This window comes from Rhodococcus sp. 320_ES (genome assembly GCF_059691855.1).
Map to the genome: position 1 here is coordinate 122222 of NZ_JCAWAG010000007.1, position 20968 is coordinate 143189.

A 20968-nucleotide genomic window follows, 5' to 3' on the forward strand; every position below is an offset into this window, starting at 1 on the left:
CAACATAACACCATCCGGTGTCAGGCCTTCATGTCCTCCAATTCCATGCCCTTGGTCTCGGGAATGTTGCGCTTGACGAAGAAGAAGGACACCGCCGCGAAGAAGGCGAAGCCGCCGTACACGATCGAGAGTCCGACCATCTCCGTGAGCGACGGGAAGAGCAGCGAGATGACGAAGTTCGCGATCCAGTTCGCCGCGGTGCCGATTCCGAGCGCCATCGCGCGCATCCGGTTGGGGAACATCTCACCGAGCAGCACCCACATGACCGGGCCCCAGGTGGAGGCGAAGAAGATGACGAACAGGTTCGCGCCGATCAGCGCGACGACACCCCACGGGCTGGGCAGGCTGACGTTGTCGCCGCTGCCGATCTGCTGCGAGAACGCGACGGCGGCCATGACGAGGCCGACGAACATGCCGATCGACCCGGCCATCAACAGGTTTCGTCGGCCGACGCGGTCGACGAACAGGATCGCCACGAACGTCATGGCGACGTTGATGACCGAGGTGATCACCGACGTCGTGAAGGACTGATCCTCGGTGAAGCCGACCGACTTCCACAGCGTGGTCGAGTAGTAGAAGATCGCGTTGATGCCGACGAACTGCTGCAGAACGGCCATCACGATGCCGACCCACACCAACGGGTGCAGCCCGAACTTCGGTCCGCGGATGTCGGCGAACGACGACTTCTGCTCGGCCCGCAGGGTCAGCCGAATCTCGTGGATGCGCTCGTTGGGGTGCAGCTCGCCGGTGATGTTCGCCAGAATTTCGGCGGCTTCCTCGTCGAGGTGCTTGCCGACCAGGTAGCGGGGCGATTCCGGGATGAGCAGGGAGAGCACGCCGTAGATGACGGCGGGGACGACGCCGACGAGGAACATCCACCGCCACGCCTCCATGCCGAACCAGAGATCGTTGGACGCGCCGCCTGCGGTGTTCGCGAGGACCGCGTCGGAGAGCAGTGCGGCGAAGATGCCGATGGTGATGGCGAGCTGCTGCAGCGACGCGAGCGACCCGCGCATGCGTGCCGGTGCGATCTCCGCGATGTAGGCGGGCGCGATCACGGACGCGATACCGATTCCCAGGCCGCCGAGCACACGCCAGAGCATGAGGTCGGGAACGCTGAAGGCGATGCCGGAGCCGATGGAGCTGATGATGAAGAGCGCAGAGCCGAGGAGCATCACCTTCTTGCGACCCCAGCGGTCGGACAGGGAGCCGGCGAACCAGGCGCCGGCCGCGCACCCGAGGAGTGCGATGGCCACGGTGAACCCGGTGAAGAACTTGCCGAGCCCGAAGTTGCCCTGAATGGAATCGACAGCGCCGTTGATGACCGAGCTGTCGAATCCGAAGAGGAAACCACCGACGGCGGCAGCGACGGTGACGCCGATAACCTTGGCCGTGTGGTTGGCTGACGCCTGAGTGGTCATGCTGCGCCTACTTCGATCGAGTATTGGTTACTTTTCGCACCATACGCCCGAAGAATTGCGCTGCGGTCAGAAGACCCGGAATGCATTGTTCGACACGGTGAATCCGTGCTCGCCTCTGTCCGTGCAGGTGACCCCTGTCGACTCGTCCACCGCACACGTGAAGCCGTCGGCCGACAGCGGAGCACCGTAGGGAAGCTCCTGCGCCGGGCCGTCGAGGTTCGTGTACTTCGGATCGCCGAGGCTGACGAACCGGCCGGGTTCGCCGCCGCCGACCTCGATGGAGTTCGGAAACACCGACGTTCCGGGTGCGCCGCTGCCCTCCACTTTCGGGGCGTCGGCGGGGAGGTCGCCCTGGCACCCCGCCGCGGGTTGAGCCCCGCCCGTGATGATGGCGCAGTTGAACTTGCCGCTCGGTGAGGTGAAAAAGTAACTGCCCGAGACGGATCCGGCGTACTTCGACGGATCGACGGCGGGGGCCGCTGTCGACGTGGTCGTCGTGGTCGACATGTTGGTGGTCGTGCTGGTGCTGCTGCTGGATGTCGTCGTCGTCGTCGACGTTCGTGCGGGTGTGGTGGTCGGTGCGCTGGAGGTTGCCGTGATCGGCGGGCGGCCGTCCCCTCGGGGATTTCCCTCGACGGTGGTGCCCCCGCACCCGGTGAGCAGCGCGGCAGCGGCGAGTCCGACGACGAGTGCCCTGCCCCCACACCTGTTGGCCATGATCGAAACCGTAGCCGCTTCCGAATCAATGATGTGCAGACGACATTGCAGAAAACCGGCGGCGCGCCCGCAGACGTGGTGTGGGAGCGCTACATGAACCCGCTGATGTGGACGTCCTGGGCGCCGCAGATTCGCGGAGTCGACGCCAGCGACAACCGTCTGCGCGACGGCACCACCGGCACCGTCTACGGGCCGCTGGCCGTCAAGGCCAACTTCGAGGTACTCGTCGTCGACGAGCCGGCTCGCACCTGGCTGTGGCGCGCGTGGGTCGGCCCCGAGTCGCTCGGCCTCACACTCGAGCACGGCGTTCAGGATGCGGTGCGCGGAACGGGGCAACGCGGAACCCGAACGTGGTTGACCGTCAGTGGCCTCGCCCCGCTGGTACTGGGCTACTCGCCCGCCGCCTACCTCGCGCTCGGCCGCCTCGTCGCCTGACCGCGTTGCCTACGATGGATTCGGTGAAATCCGATTCCATCGTCGTCGACACGCCGTCCGGTCCGGTCCGCGGATACGCCGAGGGCGACATCGTCAGCTGGAAGGGCATACCCTTCGCCGCTCCGCCCGTCGGCGATCTCCGCTTTCGGGCGCCCGTGGCCCGCGAGCCGTGGCAGGACGTACTCGACGGCAAGCACTTCGGAGAGATGGCGCCGCAGGGACGCGACGGTCCCGTCCCGATGGATCCCAAGATGGTCATCGGGGAGGACTGCCTGTCGCTCAACGTGTGGGCGCCGCGCCCCGACGGTGTCCGTCGTCCGGTCATGGTCTGGATTCACGGAGGCGCTTACGCGTTGGGTTCGTCGGCCCAGAAGATCTACGACGGACGCAATCTCGCGCACCTCGGTGAGGTCGTAATCGTCACGATCAACTACCGCGTCGGCGCGTTCGGGTGGGTCGATCTATCGTCGGTGTCCGACGAATTCGACACCAACATCGGATTGCGGGATCAGATCTTCGCTCTCGAATGGGTGCGCTCGTCCATCGACGCGTTCGGCGGAGACCCGGGCAACGTCACCGTGTTCGGCGAATCGTCGGGCGGCGCGTCCATCACGACGCTGATGACGTCGCCGAAAGCCGAGGGGCTCTTTCACAAGGCGATCGCGCAGAGCTCGCCGGCCACGTCTGTATACGGACCGGACCGGGCGGAAACCGTCGCGCGGCGGTTCATGGAGTTGGTGGGTCTGTCGGCGGCGGACGCGCACGAGCTGCGCACGATGCCGTTCGAGAGGATCGTCGACGCGAGCGAGAAGCTCGTCTACGAGATTCCCGAAAAGGTGCCCGGCACACTGGGATTGGCACCGGTCGTGGACGGCGACATCGTCCCGCGCTACCCGGTCGCCGCGTTCCAGAAGGGGTTCTCGCACCGCATTCCGCTGATTATCGGATCCAATCACGACGAGGCGTCGGTGTTTCGGTTGATGCGGTCGCCGCTGATGCCGGTCACCTCCGACACCGTCACCAAGATGTTCGACGCGATCGCCCTCGATCACCCGGACCTCGCGCCCGCACGGGTGGCCGAGATCATGGCTGCGTATCCCGATCTCCCGAAGAGCAGTGGCGCGATCGCTCTGTCCCGCGACGCAGGTTTCCGAATGCCGAGCCTGTGGATTGCGGAAGCGCACTGTCAGCATTCCCAGACGTTCGTCTACCGCTTCGACCATGCGACGCCGGTCCTGCGCGCAGCGCGAGTCGGTGCCGGTCACGCGACCGAACTGCCGTACGTGTTCGGCAATTTCGGGACCTTCGACCGCGACCCGACGTTCTGGCTGGGTGGACGCAAAGCGGCACAGCAGGTATCCCGGCGGATTCAGCGACGCTGGGTGGCGTTCGCATGGCACGGGGTACCTGCTGCGTTGGACGGCTCGAAACACTGGGCGCCGTACGACGACGTGCGGCGTCGCACCCTCGTGATCGACGGCCACGATTCGCTCGTCGACGACCCCGACAAGGAACTGCGCGAAGTGTGGGGGCAGAAGGTGCTGGGGTTCAGTTAGGCCTTCGAGTACGTGAGGCAGTTCGCGGTGTCGGAACCTTCACCGGCGCCGATGCGAACGGCCGTGGCGTTGCACTCGAGGTTCTTGTTGTTGACGCAGTCGACGCGCTGGCAGGCGCCGACCTGAGTGGACACGGTGTCGAGTCCGCCCTTCGTCGACAGCGGGATGAAGGTGCCGCAATCGGCACTTCCGTTCGAGCCGCCGACGTTGATGGCAAAGGCGTGACATCCGTCGTGGTTGTAGGAGCAACTGCTCACCGTGCATTCGCTGACGTGGGGCATTTCGAGAGTTGTCATGACACCGAAGATAGCGTCGAAAATTCGAATGCAACAGCAAGGTCAGGCTGACCTTTCCTGGCCGAAATCAATTATGCAACAACGGCGTTTCGAAAATGGTTATCGGCGCCCACGCCAGAATCGTCGCCTCGAGTTCGTCGTCGCCGCCACCGGAGATTCGACGTACAGAGCCCGGGCAAGGAGAGTGGCGAACTCGCCCGCGGTTCGGTAACGATCGGCGGGGTCCTTCGAAAGTGCCTTCGCCACAATCGAATCGACTGCCCTCGGAATCGACGGCGCCCGCCGGCTCACCGACGGGGGTGGCGCCGAGAGGTGGGCCGAGACGATGCCGAACACAGTCGAGCGCGGATAGGGCGGCGCTCCGGATATCAATTCCACGAATGTGCACGCCAGCGCGTACACGTCCACGCGCCCGTCCAGACGTCCCGCTTGAAGCAGTTCCGGCGAAGCGTACGGAACGGACCCGAGAATGCGACCGTTGCGATTGAGAGGTCGTACGTCGTTCAGCACTCGTGCTATTCCGAAGTCGGTCAACAATGCCCGCTCGTCGGACACGAGAATGTTGGACGGTTTGACGTCGCGATGCAGGACCTCGCACCCGTGCGCGTAGTCGAGCGCCGCGGCGATTCCGTCGACGATGCGCGAGACGGTCGCGGCAGGCAGACGGCGGTCGTCGCTCGCGAGCTGGAGTCGGGCCGCGGTGGTCCCGTCGACGTACTGCATCGTCGTGTACGGAATGTCGCCCGACACTCCGTGGCCGTACACCGCAACGATATTGGGGTGGCGCAGCTCGGACGCGATGGCGAATTCGCGGTCGAAACGGGTCCGACCGTGCTCGGTCCGTGCCTCGGCGGCGGTCAGAACCTTGAGCGCAACCCGATTCCCGTCCGCGTCGACGGCCAGATAGACCTCGCTGGAACCGCCTGTGCCGACGAGTGTGTGGATCGTGTGCCCGGCGATGACGTCGCCATGGTGCAACAATCAATCACCTCCGTAATCGATGCGCAGAACAGTAGGACACACCGGCTCACGCCGCTTATCGAAAGGGCCGTGATGGCACTCGACAAGAAGAAGGCAGCAGAGGCCGTACTGGAAGCGAAGGTGCGGCACGGCGTCACGTGGGCTCAGCTCGCCGACGCCATCGACCGGGCGCCGGCGTGGACCGTCGCGGCGCTTCTCGGCCAGCATCCGGTGCCGGCCGAACTGGCCGAGAAGGTTGCCGCGATCCTCGAGCTCGACGCCGACACCACCCTCGCGCTCACGGTGCAGCCGTACCGAGGGCCGTGGGACGGTTCGATCCCCACCGACCCGACGATGTACCGCTTCCACGAAGCGCTCATGGTTTACGGGCCCGCGCTCAAGGAGCTCATCCACGAGGAGTTCGGTGACGGAATCATGAGCGCCATCAACTTCAAGTTGGACGTCTCGCGGCGGCCGGATCCCGACGGGGACCGGGTTGTGGTGACGTTCGACGGGAAGTTTCTGGACTATCGCTGGTAGTTGGTTTTGGCAGACCGTGCAGCAATGGGCAGACCCTGTAGCGTCTGCCGAACGCTGGACGGTCTGCCGAACGGCCTGTGGATAAGCGTCGGCAGACGATGCGCCCGGTCCTCGACCATCGAACGATGGACATACCGGACGGTGGTCGTCAGCCATCAGTCGGCCGCGCTCGTGCACGGGTTCGAGATGTGGAGCCCGGATCTGCGCGTCGTGCACGTCGGTTCGAGTCGAGCTCGTAGTGGGCACAAGAGCACGCGTCGCCATCTCCATGCCGACGGACTGACCGACGACGACATCACCGTCGTCGACGGTATGCGGGTCACCACACCGGCACGAACCATCGCCGATCTCGCTCGCGTTCTATCGTTCGAAAAGGCAGTCTGCGTGGGTGATTCGGGGTTGAGGACATCCTCGGCGTCGACGCAAGACGTCACGGACGCGCTCGGTCGGTCCTCGACGCGAGGGCGCACGGCCGCGCGGCGGGCTGTCGAGTTCATGAATCCACTCGCAGAGACGGTCGGTGAATCTCGCAGTCGGGTCTACATCCATCGGCGCGGACTTCCGATTCCCGAACTGCAAGTGGCGCTTCTCGATCCGCACGGACGGTTCCTCGGGCGGCCCGACTGCCTGTGGGAGGACGAGGGAGTGATCGGTGAATTCGACGGGATGGTGAAGTACAGCAAGTACCTTCGCAACGGTGAGACGCCGGGCGACGCCGTCGAGCGCGAAAAGCGTCGCGAGGACGAACTGCGCTCCTACGGGTGGATGGTGGTCCGGTGGACATGGGCGGACCTGGCCACACCGCGGGCGGCGATTCGGATCGCGCGGGCCATCGAGACTGCGCGCACGATGCCGCGGCCGACGACGGTGCGCGCTGCCTGAGTTTTGGCAGACCCCGCAGCAACCGGCCGACCCTGCAGCGTCTGCCCAACGCTGGACGGTCTGCCAAAACAATCCCAGATCTACCGCCGCCTCCCATACTGCGGCTCCGTCCGCGCCGCATGCACCAATTCCGCTGCCACCCAGTCGATCTCGTCGGACTTCAGGGCGGCGGTGGTGATACGAAGATGGTGGTCAGCGGAATCGGCGACGCGAAACACCTCGCCGGGCGCCGTCTTGATGCCGGCGGCAGCGAGCGAGACCATGGCCGAGGACTGGTCCAGCACCGGTAACCACAGGTTGAATCCGTCCACCCGCCCGACATCGATGCCCCGCGAGGACAGCGCGTCGATGAGCGACGCCGAACGCTCTCGATACGTCCGTCGGGCGTTCTCCACCGTGGCGGAGGCGACGGGATCGTCCAGCATCGCCATGAGCAGTCGCTGCAACAGCCTGCTGGTCCATCCGGGTCCCAGCATGCGTCGCTCGATCACGTCGTCGACGATCCCGGCGGCGCCGCCGAGGACCGAGAGGCGCAGATCGGCGCCGTGCGATTTTGAGTAGGACCGCACGTGCGCCACCTTGTCCGGGACGAACGAGCCGAGGGAGAGATCGGCGGCTCCGGCAATGTCACCGGAGTGGTCGTCCTCGATGACGACGATGTCGGCGTCGCCCAGCACGCTCGCGAGTTGGGACACTCGCAGTTCGCTGAGCGACACCCCGGTCGGGTTGTGCGCGCGGGTTTGCAACATGACGGCGGCGGGCGAGTGCGCTCGAAGCGCGACGGCCAGCATGTCCGCGCGCATGCCCTCGGCGTCGACGGGCACCGGAATCGGTTTGGCGCCGACGCGCGCGAGGAGGTCGAGGAAGGGAGGAAAGCAAGGGTCTTCGACGACGACGCGGTCGCCCATGTGCACGTGCACGCGCAGCAGGCGGTCGACGGCATCGAGCGCGCCGTCCAGCACGGCGATCCGATCGGGTGCGAACGGCCACGTCGCGCGCATAGCTGCGTCGAGTTCGGGCAGAACGGCGTCGCCGAGGTAGTTGGCGGCGAGGTCGGTTCCGGCCACCGTCTTCAGTGCCGCCGAGAGGTCGGGGAGCAGCGCGGGGTCCGGAGTTCCGCGCGACAGGTCGACGGTGAAACCGCTCTCGGTGGGCGGATGCAGGCGCCAGTACCGGGTGCCATTGCGTGCGCCCGGCGAGGTGACGAACGTGCCGGCCCGTCCTCGGGAGACGATGACGCCGAGACCGGCAAGTGCCTGCCAGGCCTGATTGACGGTGGCGGGGGAGACCCGTAGCTCGCGGGCCAGTTCGCGAACGGTGGGGAGACGGTCGCCGGGTTGCACTGCGCCGGAACGGATTCTGCGACTGACCGCCGCCGCTATGCCAGCTGCAGTGCGGTCGTCGAGCTGCCCGACGAAGTCGCCGAGGACGTCAACGTGCTCCTCTTCGGCGGTCGACATGGACTCATTGTTCGCACGCATCGTCATCCGCGAGATCGGTCCCGAGAGGAATTTACGAGGCGGAAACTGTTACCGCTCAGTTGTTACACAAATTGTTGCGTTCAGGGTGCAGGATCACACAGACGAAGAATCTCGTTGATCGCGGAAGGTGATTGCTGCAATGACGATCGTGCGCGCCGCGCTGGTTCAGACGAACTGGACCGGTGACAAGGAATCGATGATCAAGGCCCACGAGGACTATGCCCGGCAGGCAGCCGAGCAGGGCGCCAAGGTGATCTGCTTCCAGGAGTTGTTCTACGGGCCCTATTTCTGCCAGTTGCAGGACGCGAAGTTCTACGACTACGCCGAGTCCGTTCCCGGCCCGACGGTCGAGCGGTTCCAGGCGCTCGCCAAGGAACTCGGGATGGTCATGGTGCTGCCCGTCTACGAACAGGAGCAGCCCGGAGTTCTCTACAACACCGCCGCCGTGATCGACGCGGACGGCTCCTACTTGGGCAAATACCGCAAGCACCACATTCCGCACGTCAACGGGTTCTGGGAGAAGTTCTACTTCCGCCCGGGCAATCTCGGCTGGCCCGTGTTCGACACCGCGGTCGGCAAGGTCGGCGTCTACATCTGTTACGACCGGCACTTCCCCGAGGGCTGGCGAGCGCTGGGCCTCGCCGGCGCCGAGATCGTGTTCAACCCCTCCGCCACCTCGCGCGGGCTGTCCAACTACCTGTGGAAGCTCGAGCAGCCCGCGTCCGCCGTGGCCAACGAGTACTACATCGGCGCCATCAACCGGGTCGGCATCGAGGAGTTCGGTGACGACGACTTCTACGGAACCAGCTACTTCGTCGACCCGGAGGGCAAGTTCGTCGGCGACGTCGCATCGGACACCGCGCCGGAACTGGTGGTTCGCGACCTCGACCTCTCGCTCATCAAGACCGTGCGCGATCGGTGGGCCTTCTATCGAGACCGCAGGCCCGACGCCTACGGACCGTTGGTGGCGCCGTGAGTACGACGTTCGTCCACGGCGGCACAGTGGTGTCGCCGACAGGCTCGCAGAAGCTCGACGTCCTGATCGACGATCAGACGATCGTCGCTGTGCTGCAACCGGGTTCGACCACTTTGGGGGTGGATCTCGCCGCGACCAGCGACACGGTGATCGACGCGACGGGCAAGTACGTCATCCCCGGCGGAGTCGACGGACACACCCATATGGAGATGCCGTTCGGCGGCACGTTCGCGTCCGACACGTTCGAAACCGGCACCCGCGCTGCGGCGTGGGGAGGGACGACCACCATCGTCGACTTCGCCATTCAGACTCCGGGCCAACGAGTTCAGGACACGCTGGCGCAGTGGCACGAGAAGGCCGCGGGGCAATGCGCCATCGACTACGGGTTCCATCAGATCATCGGCGACGTCACCGACGATTCGCTGAAAGCCATGAGCGAGCTGGTGTCCGAGGGCGTCACCAGCTTCAAGCTCTTCATGGCGTATCCCGGTGTGTTCTACTCCGACGACGGCAAGATCCTGCGGGCCATGCAGTCCGCTGCCGAAACCGGGGCTCTGCTGATGATGCACGCGGAGAACGGAATTGCCATCGACGTGCTCGTGGCGCAGTCCGTCGCCCGTGGTGACACCGCTCCGTATTTCCACGGCACCTCGCGCCCGTGGCAGATGGAGGAAGAGGCGACGCACCGGGCGATCATGCTCGCGAACGTCACCGGCGCACCGCTGTACGTCGTCCACGTGTCCGCCAAGCAGGCGCTGGAACAGATCGCGCAGGCCCGCGGCCGCGGTCAGAACGTCTTCGCCGAGACCTGCCCGCAGTACCTGTACCTCTCGCTCGAAGAGCAGCTCGGTGCACCGGGATTCGAAGGCGCCAAATGGGTCTGCTCGACCCCGCTGCGCTCCCGCGAAGAAGGTCACCAGGACGAGCTGTGGCGGTACCTGCGGACCGGTGACGTCACCACCGTCAGCACCGACCATTGCCCGTTCTGCATGAAGGACCAGAAGGAAATGGGGATCGGCGATTTCTCCAAGATCCCCAACGGTATCGGGTCCGTGGAGCACCGCATGGATCTCATGTTCCAGGGAGTCAAGAACGGCCTCATCTCGTTGGAGAAGTGGGTCGAGGTGTGCTGCACCACGCCCGCTCGCATGTTCGGGATGTACCCCCGCAAGGGCATCGTCGCGCCGGGTGCGGATGCGGACATCGTGATCTACGACCCCAAGGGGCACACCAGCATCGGGGTGGACAAGACGCACCACATGAACATGGACTACTCCGCGTACGAGGGGTTCGAGATCGACGGTCACGTCGACACCGTGCTCTCGCGCGGAACGATCATCGTCGACGAGGAGAAGTACGTGGGCCGGGCCGGGCACGGATCGTTCGTCAAACGCGAACTCTCGCAGAACCTGATCTGATCGATGGACATCGGAGTGGTGCTGCAATGCACCCCGCCCAGTTCACGGGTCGTGGAGCTCGCGAGAATCGCCGAGACGCATGGTTTTTCGCACGTGTGGACGTTCGATTCGCACCTGCTGTGGCAGGAGCCGTACGTGATCTACAGCCAAATTCTGGCGTCGACGCGCAAGGTCGTCGTCGGACCGATGGTCACCAACCCGTCCACCCGCGACGTCACCGTCACCGCATCCACGTTCGCGACGCTGAACGAGATGTACGGAAATCGAACGGTGTGCGGCATCGGCCGCGGTGACTCGGCTGTCCGCACGCTCGGCGGCAAGCCCACCACCATTGCGCGACTGGAAGAATCGATCGAGGTCATTCGCGAGCTCGGCAACGGGCGCAGCGCGCAGATCGGTGAGACCACGGTTCGATTCCCGTGGGCGGCGAAGTCCGAACTCGAGGTCTGGGTGGCCGGATACGGTCCACGCGCACTCGAACTGACGGGGCGAGTCGCGGACGGCTTCATCCTGCAGCTGGCCGATCCCGACATCACCGCATGGACCATCGCGACGGTGCGTGCCGGTGCCGAAGCAGCCGGCCGTGACCCGGACGAGATCACCATGTGCGTTGCGGCACCGGCGTACATCACCGACGGATCACCGGAGGCGCTCGACCATGCGCGGAACCAGTGTCGTTGGTTCGGCGGAATGGTGGGCAACCACGTCGCCGACATCGTCACCAAATACGGTGCGGATGCAGACACCTCGGGTCGTTCCGCAGGCTCCACTCCTGCTGTTCCGAAGGCGTTGACCGATTACATCGCCGGTCGCGAAGGATACGACTACAACCAGCACGGCCGCGCCGGGAACACCCACGCGGACTTCGTACCCGACGAGATCGTCGACCGTTTCTGCCTGCTGGGGCCGGCGAGCGAACACGTGCGCCGGTTGAAGGAGCTCGAGAAGCTGGGCGTCGACCAGTTCGCGGTGTACCTGCAGCACGACAACAAGACCGCCACGCTCGACGCGTACGGGGAATCCGTTCTGCCCGAGCTGATTGCACCCGTGACGGCCACACAGTGACAAGCGTTCTCGATGCGGCGGCGGTGGTGGAGCCGGCGCCGGCAGCTCCGACGTCCAGCCGGTACCGGCGCCCCCTCATGGGCGTCCTCGCCATCGCTCTGATTCTCGTGGTGTGGGAACTGGTCAAGGTCCTGGTGCCTGCGAACGGGGTGTCGATCGGCGACACGCGAGTCCTGCCCAGGACGGACGACGGCGCCCTGCCTCACGTCTGGTCTGTCATCACCGTTCTCGGGCAGCCCGAGGTGAGTGTGGCCGGGTCCCGCAGCGTGGGCGCGGCGCTGCTGGCGACAGGCCTGTTCAGCTTCGTGTTGGCGATCCTGGGATTCGTGCTCGGCGCGGTCGTCGGGCTACTCCTCGCGGTGGCGATGCAGCGGTTCGGCTTGGTCGAGCGAGCCGTCCTGCCGTATGTGATTCTGTCGCAGACTGTTCCGTTGATCGCGTTGGCTCCGCTGATCGTCGGGTGGGGCGGAAAGATTGCGATCGGAGGCCAGCCTTGGCAGCCGTGGATGAGCATCGCCGTCATCGCGTCGTACCTCGCGTTCTTCCCGGTGGCCATCGGGATGCTGCGTGGGTTGCGGGCACCCTCGACGGCGTCCGTCGAACTGATGCACTGCTATTCGGCCGGGTGGTGGCCGACCTTGCTGAAAGTGCGGCTCCCGGCGTCGGTTCCGCACCTGATCCCGGCACTTCGACTCGCCGCGGCGTCGTCGGTGATCGGCGCGATCGTCGCCGAGATCTCCACCGGCACAGCGGGTGGCATCGGCCGGCAGATCATCGTGTTCTCGCAGCAGGCGACCGGTGACTCCTCTCGCCTCTACGCCGCGGTGCTCGCGGCCGCACTGCTCGGTGTGGTGGTCACCGCACTCGTCGGACTTCTCGAACGTCTCCTCGGCCGGTACGCCGGCCGCCGCGGATAAGGACAGCAATGACGAATGCAATCGACTTAGACGGCGTCGGCAAGGTGTTTCAGGGTGCGGGCGTCACCGCGCTCGAAGACGTGTCGCTGACCGTCGGAGCAGGCGAGTTCGTCTCCCTCATCGGGCCGTCGGGGTGCGGCAAGTCGACGTTGTTACGCATCATCGCCGACCTGGACCAACCGTCGTCGGGAACGGCCAAGGTCCTGGGCAAGACTCCGCGCCAGGCGCGTCTCGATCAGGACTACGGCATCGCCTTTCAGCAAGCGGGACTGCTCGATTGGCGCACCGTCCGCGCCAACGTCGAGCTGCCGCTGGAGCTCCACAAGATGCCCGGGAAGGAGCGACGCGCACGCAGCGCAGAGTTGCTCGAGATGGTGGGGCTCACCGATTTCGCGACGCGGTACCCGACCGAACTGTCGGGCGGTATGCAGCAACGCGTCGCCATCGCTCGCGCGCTTGCGCGGACGCCGTCACTGCTGCTCATGGACGAGCCGTTCGGCGCTCTCGACGAAATGACCCGTGAGCGAATGCAATCCGAGCTGCTGCGCATCGCGGGTGAGACCGGCGCTGCCGTGGTGTTCGTGACGCACTCGATTCCCGAGGCGGTGTTCCTGTCCGATCGGGTGGTCGTGATGTCGCCGCGCCCGGGCCGCATCACGGCTGTCGTTCCGATCACCGGAGTCCGCGGAGCCGAGGGGGACGTGCGCGAGAGTGCGGCGTTCTTCGACTCGATCACCGCAGTGCGCGAGGCGCTGCACGGTCGCACGCGGTCGGGAACCATCGGCGTCAGCGGAGTCGACGTCCGATGAAGACGCTCGCCCCACCCGTCGTGTTCGGGGTCGCCGTGCTGGCGTTGTGGCAGGTGCTGACCACGGTCGCCGGAATCCCGTCGTTCCTGCTCCCGTCGCCCGGTGCGATTGCCGAGCAGTTCGGGAAGAACGTCAGCGGTATCGCCACGGCGTCGATGGCGACGGGAACGAACGCGTTGGTCGGCTTGCTCGCGGGAACCGTTCTGGGCGTGCTCGCGGCTATTCTCGCCACGCGCACCCGTATCGTCGACGAACTGCTGTCGCCCGTAGCCGCTGCGGCCGCTGCCATCCCGATCGTCGCGCTCGCGCCGCTGTTCAACTCGATGTACTCCTCGACGACAGACCTCCCGCGTCGTCTGGTGGTCACCGTCGTGGTGTTCTTTCCCTTGTTCGTCAGCACCGGAAAAGGATTGCGGCAGTCTCCGCAGGTCCACCTCGACCTCATGACGTCCTACGCCGCGAGCAACTGGGCCACGACGCGCGCCGTCCGCATTCCGGCTGCATTGCCGTTCCTGTTCACCGGGCTACGCGTCGCAGCGCCCGGTGCCGTGATCGCCGCCATCATCGCCGAGTACTTCGGGGGGCTCCAGAACGGTCTCGGCTCCCGAATCACCTCTGCCGCATCCAATACCGCGTATCCGCGAGCCTGGTCCTACGTTCTCGGAGCCATGATCGTAGGCCTGCTCTTCTTCGTCGTCGTTCTGCTCGTCGAGCAGGCGGCGAAAAGGCCCCGCCCGTCCGTATCGTCCACCCACTGACCAGGAGACTCGATGACAACCCTTTGGAAGCGTGTGGGCATGGCTGCGGCCAGCGTCGCCCTGGTCGCCACCGCCCTGACCGCCTGCAGCACAACCGAATCGGGGTCGACCACATCGTCCACGAGTGCGGACGGCCTGACGCCGGTCAAACTGCAACTGCAGTGGTTCAAGCAGGGCCAGTTCGCCGGCTACCTCGCCGCCGTCGATCAGGGCTTCTACAAGGAGCAGGGTCTGGACGTCCAGATCGTGGACGGCGGAACCGATATCGTGCCGCAGACGGTTCTGGCCCAGGGTCAGGCCGACTACGCGATCGCCTGGGTGCCGAAGGCGCTCGCGTCCCGTGAAGCCGGCGCCGGCATCACCGACGTCGCGCAGATCTTCCAGAAGTCGGGATCGAGGCAAGTCTCGTTCAAGTCGGCGAACATCAACTCTCCCGCCGACTTCCGCGGCAAGACAGTCGGAAACTGGGGCTACGGAAACGAATTCGAGCTGTTCGCCGGGATGACGAAGGCCGGTCTGAATCCGGCATCGGACGTCACGCTCGTGCAGCAGCAGTTCGACATGAACGGGTTGCTGTCCGGTGACATCGCAGCGGCGCAGGCGACGTCGTACAACGAGTACGCACAGCTTCTCGAGACGAAGAACCCGGCCACCGGCCAGCTCTATACGCCGGCCGACTTCACCACGATCGACTGGAACACCGACGGCGTTGCGATGCTGCAGGACGCGATCTGGGCCAACACGGAGAAACTGAACGATCAGGCCTACAAGGACCAGACCGTCAAGTTCATCGCCGCATCGCTGAAGGGGTGGGCGTTCTGCCGCGACAACGTCGAGAAGTGCCGCGACATCACCGTCGCCGCCGGATCGACACTCGGTGCGAGCCATCAGCTCTGGCAGGTCAACGAGGTCAACAAGCTGATCTGGCCGTCGCCCGACGGAATCGGCATGGTCGACCAGTCCTCGTGGAATCAGACCGTCGAAATTGCTAAGAGCGCCCGCAACGCCGAAGGGTCGACGGTGCTGACCAAGGATCCCGACGCCGAGGCGTACACCAACGAATACGTCACGCAGGCACTCGACATGTTGAAGTCCGACGGTGTCGACGTGACCGGTGAGTCCTACACGCCGCAGACAGTCACGCTCGAAGAAGGTGGAAAGTGAGTGAGCACGTTTTCTACTCCTGGTCGGCTCAGGCCGAGCTGAACCCGATCACCGTTGCGGGAGCATCGGGTTCGTGGTTCTGGGACGAGACGGGAAAGCGATACCTGGACTTCTCGTCGCAGCTGGTGAACGTCAACATCGGACACCAGCATCCGGACGTCATCGCGGCCATCGTCGAGCAGGCGCAGATTCTCACCACCATCTCTCCGACCGTCGCCAACGACAAGCGAAGCCAACTGGCGACGATGATCGCCGAACGTGCGCCGGGCGACCTGAATCGGGTCTTCTTCACCACCGGCGGTGCCGAGGCCGTCGAGCACGCGGTTCGGTTGGCGCGCCAACACACCGGCCGCACCAAGATGCTGGCGGCGTACCGCTCGTACCACGGCGGAACGGGTGTGGCGATCGGCCTGACGGGTGAGCCGCGGCGGTGGGGGACGGAACCGACGAACGTCGACGTCGTCCGATTCCTCGGTCCCTACCCGTACCGATCACCCTGGGAGACAAGCAGTCCGGAGGAGGAGACCGCTGCGGCGCTGAAGCATCTCGAGATGGTGATCCAACTCGAGGGCGCTCAGAACATCGCCGGGTTGATCCTCGAATCCGTCATCGGCACCAACGGTGTGCTGATCCCGCCTCCCGGCTACCTTGCCGGCGTACGGGAACTGTGCACCAAGTACGGCATCGTCTACATCGCCGACGAGGTCATGGTCGGGTTCGGCCGTATCGGCGAGTGGTTCGCGTGTCAGGCCTGGGACGTCGAGCCGGATCTGATCACGTTCGCGAAGGGAGTCAACTCCGGCTACGTGCCGCTCGGCGGCGTGGTCATCTCGGAACGCATTGCGCAGCAGTTCGATCACACTCCGTACCCGGGCGGCCTGACCTACTCCGGTCACGTGCTCGGCTGCGCGGCCGGCGTCGCGTCGATCGAGGTGTTCGAGCGCGACGGCATCCTGAAGCACGTGCGCTCCGTCGGCGAGGAGGTTCTCGGAGCGGGCCTGTCGAAGTTGGGGGAGTCGCATCCCAGCGTCGGCGAGGTTCGCGGCAAGGGCTTCTTCTGGGCGGTCGAATTGGTGAAGGACCCGAAGACTCGGGAACCGTTGACGCCGTTCGCCGCGACGGGTGCGGACAATGCTGCGATGGCCGAGGTGACCAAGGCGGCGAAGAGCCGTGGCCTGTGGCCTTTCGTCGCCGGCAACCGGTTGCAGATCGCGCCGCCGCTCACCACGAGCGAGGACGAGATCAGGCAGGGGCTCGAAATTCTCGACGAGGTTCTGGACGTGGCCGATTCGCTGATGTAACCCGCTGTGAGTGAAAACCGCCCCGAGAGGGGCGGTTTTCACTCACAGCACGGCGCCCGGGTTCAGAATCCCCGCCGGATCGAGCGCGTGCTTGATCCGGCGGGTCAGCTCCATCACGTCCGGGCCCACCTGATCGGGCAGCCACGCCTTCTTCAACCGGCCCACGCCGTGTTCGCCGGTGATGGTGCCGCCCAACGAGATTGCGAGCGTCATGATGTCGCCGAAGGCCTGATGGGCGCGCCGCTCCATGTCGGCGTCGTCGGGGTCGAAGACGATCAGCGGGTGGGTGTTGCCGTCGCCGGCGTGCGCGATCACGGCGACCACCACGTCCTGCGCAGCGGAGATTTCCGCGATCCCCTCGACCAGATCGGCCAGCGCGGGCAGGGGAACTCCCACGTCCTCGAGGAGTAGGCTGCCGGTCCGTTCGACCGCCGGTATGGCGAAGCGACGGGCGGCCGCGAAGGCTTCGCCCTCGTCGGGGTCGTCGGTGACGAAGACGTCGTCGGCTCCGTTGTCCCGGCACGCGGCCGCGATGATCTCGATCTCCTCGGTGCGGTGCGCGCCGGGTGAGTCGGAGCGGGCGATCAGCATGGCCTCGGCGCTGCGGTCCAGGCCCATCTTCATCGCGTCCTCGACGGCGTTGATGGACGCCTTGTCCATGAACTCGAGCATCGCGGGTCGCATAGTGCGGGTGATTGCGAGGATTGTGTCGGTGGCGGCGCGAAGCGACGCGAACGAAGCGACGACGGTGCTCGCGGGCGGCTGAGCCGGAATGAGGCGCAGCGTGATCTCGGTGATGATGCCGAGCACACCTTCGCTGCCGACGAACAACTTGGTGAGCGAGAGTCCCGCCGAGTCCTTCAGGCGCGCGCCACCGAGATGCACCGCGGTGCCGTCGGCGAGGACGACCTGCAGGCCGAGAATGTAATCGGTGGTCACGCCGTACTTCACGCAGCACAGTCCGCCCGCGTTGGTCGCGGCGTTGCCGCCGATCGAACACATCTCGAACGACGACGGGTCCGGCGGGTACCAGAGGCCGTGCTCGGCAGCGGCGGCCTTGACCTCGACGTTCAGCAGACCGGGCTGCGCGACGGCGGTGCGCGTGACGGGATCGACGGTGATCTCGCGCATCAGTTCCGTCGACAGCACGAGTCCTCCGTCGACGGCGGTGGCGCCGCCCGACAGTCCCGATCCGGCGCCGCGGGGGACGACGGGAACCGAATGCTCTGTCGCCCAGCGCATCACGGCCTGAATGTCTTCGGTGCTCCGCGCCCGGACGACGGCGAGGGGCGTACCGGCGTCGGGGTCGCGCGCCCAGTCCTGGCGGTAGCTCGCCGTGATGTCGGGGTCGGTGACGACGTCCGAGGAGTCGAGTGTCTCGACGAGCGAATCGAGTGCGCTGATGCTGATGGTCACGCCTTCGACGTTACCCGCGCGTATGACGTGAGCCACAAAAATGCGACTTTCACATACGTCACATCAGTCACTCTGTTATCAGATCGTATCGGTATAGCGACTCGAAAACGCTTGTCGTAGGGCTAGCGTCCAGAAGACGGTCGCTAGGAGGCTCCCCATGGCACGGTCCAACACATCGCAGAAGTCCGACTGCGTGGCAGCGCTGTTCTCGTACGAGTTCGCCCACACGCGGGTTCACTACGACACCATCGAAGCCATCCATCGAGGCGACGTGGGTACCTGGGTCGATGCACTCACCTCGTCCGGGCTGTTCTCGCCGGCGGAGGCGCAGGAGTTCCGCGCGCGCTGGTCGGCACAACCCAAGGAGTTGCTCGATCTTCTGCTGCGGGACGCGGACGAGATGACGGTCCGGCGCTGCCGCACCACGTGGTCGGCGCTGGACAGGCTGTCGCCGTTGCTCGTACCGGTAGCGCACAGCGGTTAAAGCAGTCAGACCACTTCCTCGCGGTCGCCGTCCACGATCAGCACCTGCTCGTCGGTAAGGGTGACGAAATCCACGCCTGCCGCCCGCAGTGCACTCACCATTCGACCACCCGCGTCGTCGTCGTCCAGTAATTCCGATTGCCAATGCGGCACAACGGCTCTGGAGATCACTCCGAGTCCGTCCCATTGCGCGTCCGTCCCGGTGGTCGGCCGCACCTCGCCGGGCGGGTCGGCTTCCTCGATTCCCACCAGAGTGGGCCCGAGGATGCACGCTCCGGCGCTGTAACCGCCGTACACCGCCGCGTCGTCGACAAGCATCCGGCGCAGCACGGTGTCCCCGCCGCTGCGGGCGAGCTGCGCCCGCAACACGAAGGTGTTTCCCCCTCGGACCCAGACGGCCGGAAACGTGGCCAGCGTATCGGCGAGTTCGGCTGTCCTGCCGACGAATTCACGCAGGTCGACCTCCTCCGGGGCGAACCCGGCCGACCGCAACGGACCCAGCTCGCTGGTCACGCTCGACGCCCTGGCCGACGCCGGCCAGGAATCGCCCGCGTTGGCGATCACCGCGATGCGACCCGGTTGCCCGACCATGTCGAGGAACCGTTGTCGATGACCGCCGAATCGGTAGGACGCCAAAAACAATCGCACGTCGGAAACGCTACCTAGTGTGGGGTCATGACGACGCAGAAGATCATCGATTCTCCGCGGACCCTGGTCGCCGACGCTGCGCGCGCTGCCGCATCGATCGCCGCCGACCTGACCTGGGTGCCGAACCCCGGATACTTCACACGGCGCGAACCGTTGCCCGATTCTCGCGTCGCACTCCTGTCCGGCGGTGGGTCCGGACACGAGCCGTTGCATGCCGGATTCGTCGGTGCCGGGATGCTGGCGGGCGCCGTTCCGGGACTCGTGTTCACCTCACCCAATGCCCTGCAGATCCGAGCTGCCACCGCGGCGGTACACGCCGGCGGCGGAGTGCTGCACATCGTCAAGAACTACACGGGCGACGTGGTCAATTTCTCGATCGCCGCCGATTTCGCGGCAGACGACGGGATCGACGTCGAGACGGTCGTCGTGGCCGACGACGTGGCGACCGAGTCCGAGGACGGGCCGGGTCGGCGCGGTACCGCGGCCACCATCGCCGTCGAAAAGATCTGTGGCGCAGCGGCCGAGCGCGGTGATTCACTGACCGAGGTCGCAGCTCTCGGACGTGCCGTGGCCGAGAACGCGCGCAGCATGGCCGTCGCCTTTCGCGCGTGTACGGTGCCCGGCGCCGACCGTGCGTCCTTCGATCTGCCCGACGGCGAGATCGAGCTCGGCGTCGGCATTCACGGTGAACGCGGAACCGGCCGGGTGCCGGCGATGTCGGCGCAGGAACTCGCCGCCGCCCTTCTCGACCCCATCGTGTCCTCGCTCGGCCTCGACAGCGGGGCGGAGGTCATCGTGATCGTCAACGGTCTGGGCGCCACCCATCCGTTGGAACTGAACGTACTGTTCGGCAACGCGGCAAAGTACCTGTCCGGCCGAGGAATACGGGTACGCCGTGCCCTCGTCGGTACGTTCGTGACCGCCTTCGACATGGCCGGGGCATCCCTCACGCTCGTGACGTGCACCGACGACATGCTCGAGTTGTGGGACGCCCCCACGTCGGCGCCGGGATGGCCGCACGCGCCCGGCGGTGAGTTCGCGGGACTGCAGGATGCCTCCGATGATGTTGCCGCACTGGACTACACGGACGACTCCGAAGCCGATTCCTCGGTGACGGCGTGGGCGTCCCGGTTCGTCGAGAGAGTCCTCGGGAGCGTCGACGAGCTGACCGACCTCGACCGACGGGCGGGTGACGGAGACTTCGGAACGAACATGGTCGCCGCGTTGGACGCGGTGGCGATCACCGACGACGACTCCCCGTCCGCTGTGTTCAGACGCATCGCCGACGGTTTCCTCGGCAGTGCCGGCGGCACGTCCGGCGCGCTGTTCGGGGTGTGGTTCCACCAGTTCGACGTCGCCTTCGGGGCGGCCGGTGTCACCACCGATGCGCTGGCCGATGCCACCCGCGACGGTATGCGCGCCATCACCGATCTCGGTGGCGCCGCGGTCGGCGACAAGACGATGATCGATGCGATAGCACCCGCGGTCGAGGCTCTCGATTCGGCACGCGCACAATCGCTCTCGGACGCGCTGCGCGTCGCCGCGGACGCCGCTCGCTCGGGCGCCGAGTCGACGTCCGAACTGCTGGGCCGCCGCGGCCGGGCGAGCTACATCGGCGACGCAGCTCGCGGTGTCGTCGATCCGGGGGCTCTGGTGGTCGCGTGGCTTTTCGAGGAGGCAGCGCAGTCCCTGACTTGATTCGCCCCCTGACCTGATTCGCCCCCT

The 20968-nt window shown here is 65.8% G+C and carries 21 protein-coding genes; 14 read left to right on the top strand and 7 right to left on the bottom strand.

Annotation, left to right across the window (positions count from 1 at the left end; all coding sequences use genetic code 11):
* Positions 1-20 precede the first annotated feature (20 nt).
* Entirely contained in the window at positions 21-1445 is a 1425-nt protein-coding gene (locus AC59JP_RS22380) for a sugar porter family MFS transporter (RefSeq protein ID WP_497328171.1), read from the bottom strand.
* A 42-nt stretch (positions 1446-1487) separates the two neighbouring features.
* Positions 1488-2138: a hypothetical protein gene (locus AC59JP_RS22385; RefSeq protein WP_497328046.1), complete on the bottom strand. Its 651-nt coding sequence runs from the start codon at positions 2136-2138 to the stop codon at positions 1488-1490.
* Positions 2139-2171: 33 nt separating this feature from the next.
* Between AC59JP_RS22385 and AC59JP_RS22390 the strand changes: the two genes are divergently transcribed.
* Entirely contained in the window at positions 2172-2573 is a 402-nt protein-coding gene (locus AC59JP_RS22390; RefSeq protein WP_497328047.1) for an SRPBCC family protein, read from the top strand.
* A 14-nt stretch (positions 2574-2587) separates the two neighbouring features.
* Positions 2588-4129 carry a carboxylesterase/lipase family protein gene (locus AC59JP_RS22395; RefSeq protein ID WP_497328048.1) on the top strand — a complete coding sequence of 514 codons (1542 nt, stop codon included), beginning with the start codon at positions 2588-2590 and terminating at the stop codon, positions 4127-4129.
* Here the strand turns inward: AC59JP_RS22395 and AC59JP_RS22400 are convergent.
* The gene (locus tag AC59JP_RS22400; RefSeq protein WP_497328049.1) at positions 4126-4425 is read right to left on the bottom strand and encodes a DUF1540 domain-containing protein; all 300 of its coding nucleotides are present in this window, start codon (positions 4423-4425) and stop codon (positions 4126-4128) included. The genes AC59JP_RS22395 and AC59JP_RS22400 overlap by 4 nt on opposite strands.
* Before the next feature lie 99 nt (positions 4426-4524).
* On the bottom strand, positions 4525-5406 hold the full coding sequence (locus tag AC59JP_RS22405; RefSeq protein ID WP_497328050.1) for a serine/threonine-protein kinase: 882 nt from the start codon (positions 5404-5406) through the stop codon (positions 4525-4527).
* A 72-nt stretch (positions 5407-5478) separates the two neighbouring features.
* On the opposite strand from AC59JP_RS22405, the gene cynS reads away from it, so the two are divergent.
* On the top strand, positions 5479-5925 hold the full coding sequence (gene cynS, locus AC59JP_RS22410; protein ID WP_497328173.1) for a cyanase: 447 nt from the start codon (positions 5479-5481) through the stop codon (positions 5923-5925).
* A gap of 141 nt (positions 5926-6066) precedes the next feature.
* Entirely contained in the window at positions 6067-6807 is a 741-nt protein-coding gene (locus AC59JP_RS22415) for a type IV toxin-antitoxin system AbiEi family antitoxin (RefSeq protein WP_497328051.1), read from the top strand.
* Between the two features lie 80 nt (positions 6808-6887).
* Here the strand turns inward: AC59JP_RS22415 and AC59JP_RS22420 are convergent, their stop codons facing one another.
* Positions 6888-8267 carry an aminotransferase-like domain-containing protein gene (locus AC59JP_RS22420; RefSeq protein WP_497328052.1) on the bottom strand — a complete coding sequence of 460 codons (1380 nt, stop codon included), beginning with the start codon at positions 8265-8267 and terminating at the stop codon, positions 6888-6890.
* Between the two features lie 160 nt (positions 8268-8427).
* On the opposite strand from AC59JP_RS22420, the gene AC59JP_RS22425 reads away from it, so the two are divergent.
* The 8 genes from AC59JP_RS22425 to AC59JP_RS22460 are packed head-to-tail and all read left to right on the top strand — an operon-like array spanning position 8428 to position 16696.
* The gene (locus AC59JP_RS22425; RefSeq protein WP_497328053.1) at positions 8428-9264 is read left to right on the top strand and encodes a nitrilase-related carbon-nitrogen hydrolase; all 837 of its coding nucleotides are present in this window, start codon (positions 8428-8430) and stop codon (positions 9262-9264) included.
* Positions 9261-10682: a dihydropyrimidinase gene (gene hydA, locus AC59JP_RS22430; RefSeq protein ID WP_497328054.1), complete on the top strand. Its 1422-nt coding sequence runs from the start codon at positions 9261-9263 to the stop codon at positions 10680-10682. The genes AC59JP_RS22425 and hydA overlap by 4 nt, the downstream gene beginning before the upstream one ends.
* 3 nt (positions 10683-10685) lie before the next feature.
* The gene (locus tag AC59JP_RS22435; protein ID WP_497328055.1) at positions 10686-11747 is read left to right on the top strand and encodes a TIGR03842 family LLM class F420-dependent oxidoreductase; all 1062 of its coding nucleotides are present in this window, start codon (positions 10686-10688) and stop codon (positions 11745-11747) included.
* Complete coding sequence (locus AC59JP_RS22440; protein ID WP_497328056.1) at positions 11744-12664, top strand: ABC transporter permease; 921 nt, start codon at positions 11744-11746, stop codon at positions 12662-12664. Before AC59JP_RS22435 ends, AC59JP_RS22440 begins: the two co-directional genes overlap by 4 nt.
* A gap of 8 nt (positions 12665-12672) precedes the next feature.
* Positions 12673-13473, top strand: a complete 801-nt coding sequence (locus AC59JP_RS22445) for an ABC transporter ATP-binding protein (RefSeq protein WP_497328057.1) — start codon at positions 12673-12675, stop codon at positions 13471-13473.
* Positions 13470-14231: an ABC transporter permease gene (locus AC59JP_RS22450; protein WP_497328058.1), complete on the top strand. Its 762-nt coding sequence runs from the start codon at positions 13470-13472 to the stop codon at positions 14229-14231. Before AC59JP_RS22445 ends, AC59JP_RS22450 begins: the two co-directional genes overlap by 4 nt.
* A 12-nt stretch (positions 14232-14243) precedes the next feature.
* Positions 14244-15395 (top strand): ABC transporter substrate-binding protein, encoded by a 1152-nt coding sequence (locus tag AC59JP_RS22455; RefSeq protein ID WP_497328059.1) that lies wholly within the window; start codon positions 14244-14246, stop codon positions 15393-15395.
* Positions 15392-16696, top strand: coding sequence for an aspartate aminotransferase family protein (locus tag AC59JP_RS22460; RefSeq protein ID WP_497328060.1), 1305 nt, complete (start codon positions 15392-15394; stop codon positions 16694-16696). The genes AC59JP_RS22455 and AC59JP_RS22460 overlap by 4 nt, the downstream gene beginning before the upstream one ends.
* 42 nt (positions 16697-16738) lie before the next feature.
* Here the strand turns inward: AC59JP_RS22460 and AC59JP_RS22465 are convergent, their stop codons facing one another.
* Entirely contained in the window at positions 16739-18112 is a 1374-nt protein-coding gene (locus AC59JP_RS22465) for an FAD-binding oxidoreductase (protein WP_497328061.1), read from the bottom strand.
* 157 nt (positions 18113-18269) lie between these two features.
* Here AC59JP_RS22465 and AC59JP_RS22470 point away from each other — a divergent pair, with 157 nt between their 5' ends.
* On the top strand, positions 18270-18596 hold the full coding sequence (locus AC59JP_RS22470; RefSeq protein ID WP_497328062.1) for a hypothetical protein: 327 nt from the start codon (positions 18270-18272) through the stop codon (positions 18594-18596).
* A 5-nt stretch (positions 18597-18601) separates the two neighbouring features.
* Here the strand turns inward: AC59JP_RS22470 and AC59JP_RS22475 are convergent, their stop codons facing one another.
* A complete protein-coding gene (locus tag AC59JP_RS22475; RefSeq protein WP_497328063.1) occupies positions 18602-19243 on the bottom strand; it encodes a Type 1 glutamine amidotransferase-like domain-containing protein in 642 nt (213 codons plus the stop codon).
* A gap of 27 nt (positions 19244-19270) precedes the next feature.
* Between AC59JP_RS22475 and AC59JP_RS22480 the strand changes: the two genes are divergently transcribed.
* A complete protein-coding gene (locus AC59JP_RS22480) occupies positions 19271-20941 on the top strand; it encodes a dihydroxyacetone kinase family protein (protein ID WP_497328064.1) in 1671 nt (556 codons plus the stop codon).
* Positions 20942-20968: the final 27 nt, after the last annotated feature.

Coding starts and splice junctions, on each gene's coding strand:
- cynS (WP_497328173.1), top strand. CDS start 5,479: ATGGCACTCGACAAGAAGAAGGCAGCAGAGGCCGTACTGGAAGCGAAG.
- AC59JP_RS22435 (WP_497328055.1), top strand. CDS start 10,686: ATGGACATCGGAGTGGTGCTGCAATGCACCCCGCCCAGTTCACGGGTC.
- AC59JP_RS22400 (WP_497328049.1), bottom strand. CDS start 4,425: ATGACAACTCTCGAAATGCCCCACGTCAGCGAATGCACGGTGAGCAGT.
- AC59JP_RS22395 (WP_497328048.1), top strand. CDS start 2,588: ATGGATTCGGTGAAATCCGATTCCATCGTCGTCGACACGCCGTCCGGT.
- AC59JP_RS22450 (WP_497328058.1), top strand. CDS start 13,470: ATGAAGACGCTCGCCCCACCCGTCGTGTTCGGGGTCGCCGTGCTGGCG.
- AC59JP_RS22420 (WP_497328052.1), bottom strand. CDS start 8,267: ATGTCGACCGCCGAAGAGGAGCACGTTGACGTCCTCGGCGACTTCGTC.
- AC59JP_RS22470 (WP_497328062.1), top strand. CDS start 18,270: ATGGCACGGTCCAACACATCGCAGAAGTCCGACTGCGTGGCAGCGCTG.
- AC59JP_RS22480 (WP_497328064.1), top strand. CDS start 19,271: ATGACGACGCAGAAGATCATCGATTCTCCGCGGACCCTGGTCGCCGAC.
- AC59JP_RS22385 (WP_497328046.1), bottom strand. CDS start 2,138: ATGGCCAACAGGTGTGGGGGCAGGGCACTCGTCGTCGGACTCGCCGCT.
- AC59JP_RS22445 (WP_497328057.1), top strand. CDS start 12,673: ATGACGAATGCAATCGACTTAGACGGCGTCGGCAAGGTGTTTCAGGGT.
- AC59JP_RS22425 (WP_497328053.1), top strand. CDS start 8,428: ATGACGATCGTGCGCGCCGCGCTGGTTCAGACGAACTGGACCGGTGAC.
- AC59JP_RS22455 (WP_497328059.1), top strand. CDS start 14,244: ATGACAACCCTTTGGAAGCGTGTGGGCATGGCTGCGGCCAGCGTCGCC.